This window comes from Amycolatopsis antarctica, assembly GCF_002262875.1.
Taxonomy (GTDB): domain Bacteria; phylum Actinomycetota; class Actinomycetes; order Mycobacteriales; family Pseudonocardiaceae; genus Amycolatopsis; species Amycolatopsis antarctica.
Genome location: NZ_NKYE01000018.1, coordinates 141,761 through 149,261, shown reverse-complemented (window position 1 = coordinate 149,261; position 7,501 = coordinate 141,761). Strand labels below are relative to the sequence as shown.

Below are 7,501 nucleotides of genomic sequence, written 5' to 3'. Positions count from 1 at the left end.
GGACCGCCGACGCCGGCGCCCGGGGCATACGCTAGGCTTTCGACGTCGCACAGCGATGGCGCCCTCGTAGCTCAGGGGATAGAGCACTGCCCTCCGGAGGCAGGTGTCGCAGGTTCGAATCCTGCCGGGGGCACTCCAAGGATGGGAACGGGAGAGGTGCTAGCCATGGCACCCTCCTTGTTCTCGTTGTCGTGTTTGCGCTGATTGAGTCGCTGCTCTCGGTCGAACGGCAGGATGACGGCCTCGTGGGCGGCGTGCCGCGTCGCTGGCAGCGTCGTTCCGGCCAGGGTGACCGTGCACTTGACCTGATTAGTGTCCTTGTAGTAGCGGAGTTCGAGCCGGAGGGCTTCGAACAGCCGCCGCGCGGTGTCTTCGGGTAGTTCCTCGATCCGGACCTCGCCCATGGGCAGGGTGTCGAGCAGGTCGGGGTTAGGTGCCTGCTGGTTGGCCTCCTCGGCTTCGGCGAGCTGGGCTTCGAGTTGGGTCTTGCGCTGGTGAAGTTCGACGCGTTCCTCGTTGATGTCGCGGACGAAGTCCTCGGTCGGTTTGTCGATACGGGAGAAGTTGCGGACGAGGTTCTTGATCATTCGGGTGGTGTCGTCGATCTCGCGTCGCAGGGCGGCGAGGCGTTGGTCTCGTTCCCGTTGGGCGGCGGCGCCGAGGTCTCGGACTGTGCTGTCGAGCAGGTGGCGGCGGTAGGTGCCAAAGATGTGGGTGGAGAGGAACTCGTTGAGCTTGTCGACGATCGCGTCTTCCCGAATCCAGAAGCTCCCGGCGCCGGGGTGGCCGTCGGGGACGTATCCCTTCTTCGGTTCGCACACGTAGTAGGCGTGGCCACGGCGGGTCTTGCCGTTCATACGCCGGCCGCAGGCACCGTGGAACAGGTAGGTGCGCAGCAGGTACGAGCGTTTGGTCTGGGGATGCTTGACGTTGGTGTTGCTGATACTGCGGGAACCGAAGCGGTGTCCGCTGATGTCCTGGGCTTTGAGCCAGTCCTCCATAGTGACGAGCGGTTCATGAACCGGTTTCGCGGACCAGATCCATTCCTCGATGGGGTTGGCGCGGTTGCCGCGGGACTTGCGGCCCTTGCGGTTCCACACCATGTGCCCGGTGTATTTGGGGTTGGTGAGGATGTCGCGGACGTTCGAATAGGTCCAGCGGCCGACGGAGCGCTTCGGGTCGACGGGCACCGGCGGCGGATAAGTCGCGGGATCGAGGTTGAGCCGGTCCGCGATGGCCTGGTAGCCGAGGCGTTCGGTGATGCGCCAGTGGTATGCCATGCGGACTGCGGGTGCCTGCGCGGGGTCGAGGTCGAGAAAGGTCTTCTTGACGCCCTTGGCCCGCTTGGCGGGGACCGGGTGCGGGACGTGACGGGCGCGGTAGCCGTAGCAGGGTTTCCCGACGTTGTATCCCGCCTCGGTGTGGATCGCGAAGCCATCCCAAGATTTCTCCAGCATGTCTACGACGTAAAACTCGGAAATGCTCTGCTTGACCCGGCGGGTCAGCAACGAGGTAGCGACCTTCGGCTTGCGACCATCCACTGTGGCCAGTTGAAAGGGCTCATCGGCCGCGAGCAGGCGGACTCCGGCACGCTCCAGGCGGTGCTCGATGGTGGTGCCGTAGTACATGTGCCGGGCGGTCCGTTCGATGGACTCGCAGATGACGTAGTCGAATCGCCGATCGGGGCGTTCGGCCTCGGCAAGCAGGTCTTGGATGCCGCCGTCACGGGTGATCGGAATGTCGAACTGTTCATGCGCGTGCCCGCCGCCACGCGCATCGAGGTCCATACGCCCGGATTCGACGTCGTAGAAGTGCACGACGATCAGCCCGTCCTCGGACAGCGCGCGCTGCGACGAACCCAGCTGGCGCGGCAAAGACAGTGTGGGGTCTTGCATGTCGCGAGTGGACACTCGGCCCAGCCACGCGAACCGCAGCAGAGTCGGCTGGGCGGCGGCGATCGACTCGCCGCCAGATGCCGCTGCGCTGTAGGGGCTTCGCGCGCGTCCTACGCTGCGTTGTCCAGCCCACGCGCGGACCTGTTCCGGGCCTGCCATTGTGTCACCTCCCACAACACTCGTGCTTGTTCCGCGGCCAGTCGCTGAGCCTCGATTCCTTCCACAGTCCGGATTTCGGCGACCAGTTCCGGTGCTTCGTCAGGAGCCAGACGTCCGGTGGCGTCATCGCGGCGCTCGTATTCCCCGGCCAACGCTCACACCCCTTGTCCGCTCATGTACAGGTTTTCGATCGTGAAACAGCTGGAGCCCAGGACGCGGCGACGAATCAGCGCGGTGAGTGCACGCGCGTGCGGCAGCATCTCCAACACCGGATCCCACGGCTCGGTCGCGTAGGCGATCGGGACGCAGTGCTGTGCGGCGAGGCGTTCGCGATCCAGGACACCAAACGGATCGCGCGACAGCCGCTCCGCCTTCTCGCAGACGATCAGGTCGTAGCCCGGTTCCGGGGTGGACAAAGACGCGGCCAGCTCGCGCCACCCGCCGTCGCTTCGGGGCAACCCCGCATCATGCAGCATCACCGGGTCCACGTCGGTGGGCAAGTCGTAGAAACAATGGGTGATCACCACGCGAGGACGAAACCTCTGCTCGCACAGCCGGTACTGCTGGCGCAGGAGGTGCAGGGCGATCGTGTCGGTCCTGTTCTTGCGGCCGTAGAACGCCGCCCTGATCGGTTCAGACGCGGCGGTGATCCCGTCGGTGGCCGTCGTCGCTGTTGGGGCGGACATGGGAATCGTGCCTCCTGGTCTCGTCGTTCCGCGCGACGCGCAAGCATCTGCCGTTCAGCGCAAACCAGCTGGTCAGGACGGCGTGCTGGGTGGTGCGGGCCTGGGATCGTAGCGTCGATCGGCGAAAACCGGAGGCCCCGAACGAGTGGGCCCCGCCTGTCGTCCACGTCACACCGGCCCGGGTGTCATGCCGCGCGCGGAACCGGTTCCGGGGTCTGGTGGGTGCCGCGGGCTCGTGCTCGCTGGCGGGGGTCGTGGACGCGCCAAGTGGCGAGGCGGCAGTAGTCGCGGCTGGCGTCGATCGAGATGGCGTGCCGGCCGTGCACGGCGGCGGCCAGCGCGGTGGTTCCGGTGCCACCAAAGGGATCGAGCACCACACCGGGAACGCTGGTCGCACTCGTGTCGGCGCAGTCGCAGGCGTCGGCGAACTCCGTGGCCCGCGACAGCAGGAACTCGCGGGCGTAGCCGCCCAGCGCCGCGCGCGCCTCGGCGACAAGCTGCCGACCGGAATGCTCGTGCCCGCCCGTACGGCCCTGGGTGTCGAGCGCACGGGGCGTGTCGTTGAGTCCCGCGGCTCGCAGCGCGGACAGGTGTGCCTCGGTCAGGCCGTGCTCGCGCACCAGTTCCAGCGCCCGCCGCGTCTGCGTCCGGGAAGTGTCCAGGCCGAAGGCGACCGGGACCCGGCGGCGGCCCTGCCCACACGCAGTGCACACGCTCCGCGGCGACCACCCGAGGACGAGTCGCCGAGGCCATTCCACCGGAAACGACGCATGGTGCGCGATGCCCAAGTGCGGAGGCACCCGCAGTGGCTGGGGTGCGATCTCCCATACCGATCCGGGCAGGCGGCCGTGCGGGTGCAACATCTGCCGTCGTGTCAGGGTCTGCTGTTCTGCCCCTGGGTAGTACTGGCCGTCGCGTGCCGCACGGCCAGGATCGGATCGGTGCGGCGCCACCCGAGCGAGGCTCGCCGCGGAGTGCGGGAGCCTGATGGTGTCGATCGCGCTGTAGTAGCGCGGGTTGAGCGTGAAGTGAAACCACGTTTCGTGGCTGCGCCGGACCCGGTCGCGCACGGACTCTGGCAGCCCGTGGGGTTTGTTCCAGATGATCTCGGCGCGCAGGATCAGCCCGAGTTCGTCGACGCAGCGCAGGGCGTAGCGCCACGGCAGGCCGATCAAGGACTTTTCACGGACGAAGTGTCCGGTAGCGGCGTCGATGACGTTGTCGTAGGGCATCCGAGTCAGGCCAGCACGACGGTCCCGAATCCAGTCCTTGCGTGCGTCGGACCGGTCGGGAAACAACCCGTCCTGGTGCGAGGACTTGTTCATCACCGCGCGCTGCGAGTAGCGGTCGCCGAGGTTGATGAAGATCGACCCGGACGGCTTGAGGACACGGATCATCTCACGTGTGCAGGTCACGAGATTACTCAGATATTCCAGCGGAGTGCGCTCGGCGCCGAGCTGACCGTCGTAGTGCGCGCCGCCGTCCCGGTAGGATCGCAGCCCGAAGTAGGGCGGACTAGTGACCACCAGATCGACACTGGCGTCCGGTAGCGGAAGGTCACGGGCGTCGCCGTGGATGATCTCCGGTTCGACGAAGGTGGTGTCGTCGGTCATTGCGGCTCTCCTGCGTCCGGGCCGGCTGCGGTGATGCGCCGGAATGCGAGGTCGTGGTAGGCGGCGTTGGTGTCGATGCCGGTGAAGCGCCGGCCGAGTGCGCGGGCGGCGACGCCGGTGGTGCCGCTGCCGCTGAACGGGTCGAGGACGTGACCGCCGGGCGGGCATCCGGCCGCGATGCAGCGCCGCGGGATCTCCACCGGCGACGGTGCGGGGTGCCCGGCGCGGGTGCGGTCGGGCGGAATGGTCCACACGTTGCCGGGATTGCGGCCTCGTTGCCCGTCGGCGGGGGTGCGGGGCCAGGCTCCGCGGACGGTATTCGGTTTGGTGCCGCCGTGGTGGGCGCGGCGGGACAGGGCACGGTCGCCGGTGTAAGGCTGCCGGATCGCGTCGAGGTCGAAGTAGTAGTCCGGCTGTGCGACGAACAGGAAGAGCATCTCGTGCCGGGTCACGAGCCGATCGGAGATCGGGGTGGGCGTGGCGTGAGGCTTGTGCCAGACGATCGCCGACCTCAAAATCCACCCGTCGTCCTGCAGCGCGAAGGCCAACCGCCACGGCATGCCCAGCAGGTTCTTGTGCGGCACATCCGCACGTGGCCGGTAATGCGGTTGCCCGGCCTGACCGGGAGCGCTGCACCAGTAGCCGTCGGAGTTGGTGGAGTAGCTGTCACCCAGGTTGAGCCACACCGTGGCATGCGGGACAAGCACGCGCCGGGCCGCGGCGAACATCGCGCGCAGAGTCTCGATGTAGTCCTCCGCGGTCGGTTCCAGCCCGATCTGCGGATGCTCGCGCCGGGCCCCGCAATCTCGGCACCGCCACCGCCCGGCACCCGCGTCGCGGAGACTGGCCGGGCGGTGGCGGCAGCCGGGCCATCCGCCGGTCCAGGTGTCGGGGGCGTAGTCGCGCAGCCGCCAGTAGGGCGGGCTGGTGACCAGACAGTCCACCGAATCCTCGGGCAGGTTTCGGATTCCGGCTTCCGCGTCGGCGGTCACCAGCGTAACGGCGTCGTCCTCGCGGGAGTGTGCGGCGAAGGTGGTCACGCGGCCCTCCCGGTGTCCTGTACGGACAGGCCAAGACGGCGCAGGCCGATGTCGTGGAACTCGCGATTGAGATCGATCCCGAGGTAGGAGCGGCCGAGCTGGCGTGCGGCCAGTCCGGTGGTGGCGGCCCCGCTGAACGGATCGAGCACCACCCCGCCCTCGGGGCATCCGGCGGCGATGCAGCGCAGCGGGATGTCGACCGGGAACGCAGCGAAGTGCGCCTCCCGCAACGGGCGAGTGGTGATCGACCAGACGTCGCCAGGGTTCTTGCCCCGAGCGTGCCCGGCGGTGTGCCGAGCCCCGGTCGGGCGCATCGCGTCGCCGGGTGCTTTTCCGACGAACGGCTCGGCGTCACGGTATTTGCCGTACACGCTGTGTCCGCGGCGGCGCGCGGTCGCGTCGATCCCGCCGTAGCGGCCCTTGTTCGCGCCGCCGATCACGATGCCCTCCCCGACCGCCTCGGGCCGGGCGAGTGGTTCACGGATCGGGTCGAGGTCGAAGAAATACTTCTGCTGTTTGGTCAGCAGGAACAGCATCTCGTACCGGTTCGACAGGCGGTCGCGTACGGATTCGGGCATGGCGTTGGGTTTGTGCCACACGATCGCGTTGCGCAGAATCCACCCATCCGCCTGCAACGCGAACGCCACCCGCCACGGCATGCCCACCAGATTCTTCCGCGGCAACGCCCGCGTGCGCGCCACCCCGGCCTGGCGTACCGATTCCCGCAACGGCGCTGCCGCGCTATGGCCGGACAAGGTGCTCGCCCGCATCGGATCGCCGGTGCGGCCGGGTGGTTCGGCGGAGTAGGAGTCGCCCAGGTTCAGCCACACCGTGCCGGTATCGGTCAGGACACGGTGCAGCTGCGCGAAGACCGCCCGAAGCCGGTCGACGTAGTCCTGCGGGGTCGCCTCCAGACCGTGCTGGTCGTCCTCGCGGCGGGCGCCGCATCGGCGGCAGTGCTGCGGCGCGCCGCCGCGATGCGCTGCCGCCGCGGGATAGGCGAGACCGGGATGTTTGGACTGGGGAATGCTGCCGCCGCGTCCGGTCGCGGCCAGGTGCGCGCAGCCAGGATCGCCGCCGGCCCAGGTCCCTGTCCCGTAGTCGCGCAGCCCCCAGTAGGGCGGGCTGGTGACCACGCAGTCCACCGACTTCCCGGGCAGGCCGGCGAGGGTGGCGGTGGCGTCGCCGGTGTAGAGGGTGACCGTCTCGTCGCGGTAGTAGACGGGGCTGGCCGGATGCTGGGTCATGCCGCCTCCCGGCTCTGGTTGGTGAGTCCCGTGGTGTCGGTGTCGAGGGTCGGTGAGACCCAGCGGGCTCGGCGGTTGTAGAGCGTCCAGAACAGGGCGGGTTCGACCAGCGCCCGATGGCTGCGCTGCCGAGACCACGTCCAGTTTTCCGGCGGCTGCTCCACTGCGCGCAGCGTGCGACCGCGCACGACGTAGCCGAGATAGACGGGGTTGGCCAGGATGGTGCGCACCACCGCGCGGCTCCACGCGCGCGCCCGGCCGGACACCGGATCGACCGGGCGGGGATGCTGCTGTTCGGTCAGGCGCCGGGCGATGGCGCGGTCGCTGAGGTTCTCGTGCACCGACCAGACGAAGATCAGCGACACAACCGGCGCACGCAGCGCGTCAACGATCAACCGGTGCCGCCACCCCGCACGAGCGGACTCCTGCTCCACCCAGTGCTGTTCCAGGGCGTAACCGTACGGTGCGGGCCCCAGCCACCAGCCGTCGCGGGTGCGCTGCCACAGCGCCAGCTGCGACCGCCTGGCCAGCTCCACCTGATACAGGTAGACGCCCAGATCGGCAGACTCGCGCCGGTCATCGTCCGCGTACGCAGCCAACGGGTAACCAGTGAGGGCTTCGCGCAGCCGCCGCCAACCGGTGGGTGACTCAGGCCTACGCGTGCGATAGCTGACGAACGGGTAGAACAGCGGATTGATCCTGGGTGAGACCCGACGCGGGCGGCGATCCGGTTGTGGGGTGAGGTCCATGAGAATTCGCTCCTTCGACACGGTGGAGTGAGGTCGCGAGCCGCGGTCCGTCGGCTCACGTCGCCGCGCCGCGGGCGGGACACCGACGGCTGGCTAGGTGAAGTGGCGCGCA

At 68.5% G+C, this 7,501-nt stretch carries 5 protein-coding genes, 1 tRNA gene and 1 pseudogene; 1 reads left to right on the top strand and 6 read right to left on the bottom strand.

The genetic code is table 11. The annotated features are described in order from the left end of the window. Nucleotides 1-60 precede the first annotated feature (60 nt). Nucleotides 61-133 (top strand) — tRNA-Arg (locus CFN78_RS24270). A gap of 898 nt (nt 134-1,031) precedes the next feature. On the opposite strand, the pseudogene CFN78_RS30390 reads toward CFN78_RS24270, so the two are convergent. The 6 genes and pseudogenes from CFN78_RS30390 to CFN78_RS24235 all read right to left on the bottom strand — a co-directional run. Continuing rightward, nucleotides 1,032-1,280, bottom strand: a pseudogene (locus tag CFN78_RS30390) (recombinase family protein); the annotation flags it as partial. 929 nt (nt 1,281-2,209) lie between these two features. Then, complete coding sequence (locus CFN78_RS24255; RefSeq protein WP_094865273.1) at nt 2,210-2,740, bottom strand: hypothetical protein; 531 nt, start codon at nt 2,738-2,740, stop codon at nt 2,210-2,212. Nucleotides 2,741-2,925: 185 nt separating this feature from the next. Then, nucleotides 2,926-4,353 (bottom strand): DNA-methyltransferase, encoded by a 1,428-nt coding sequence (locus CFN78_RS29955; RefSeq protein ID WP_094865271.1) that lies wholly within the window; start codon nt 4,351-4,353, stop codon nt 2,926-2,928. Next, a complete protein-coding gene (locus CFN78_RS24245) occupies nt 4,350-5,393 on the bottom strand; it encodes a DNA-methyltransferase (protein WP_094865268.1) in 1,044 nt (347 codons plus the stop codon). The genes CFN78_RS29955 and CFN78_RS24245 overlap by 4 nt, the downstream gene beginning before the upstream one ends. Further along, a complete protein-coding gene (locus CFN78_RS24240) occupies nt 5,390-6,640 on the bottom strand; it encodes a DNA-methyltransferase (protein WP_094865266.1) in 1,251 nt (416 codons plus the stop codon). Before CFN78_RS24240 ends, CFN78_RS24245 begins: the two co-directional genes overlap by 4 nt. After that, complete coding sequence (locus CFN78_RS24235) at nt 6,637-7,389, bottom strand: recombinase family protein (protein WP_094865264.1); 753 nt, start codon at nt 7,387-7,389, stop codon at nt 6,637-6,639. The genes CFN78_RS24240 and CFN78_RS24235 overlap by 4 nt, the downstream gene beginning before the upstream one ends. Between the last annotated feature and the right edge of the window lie 112 nt (nt 7,390-7,501).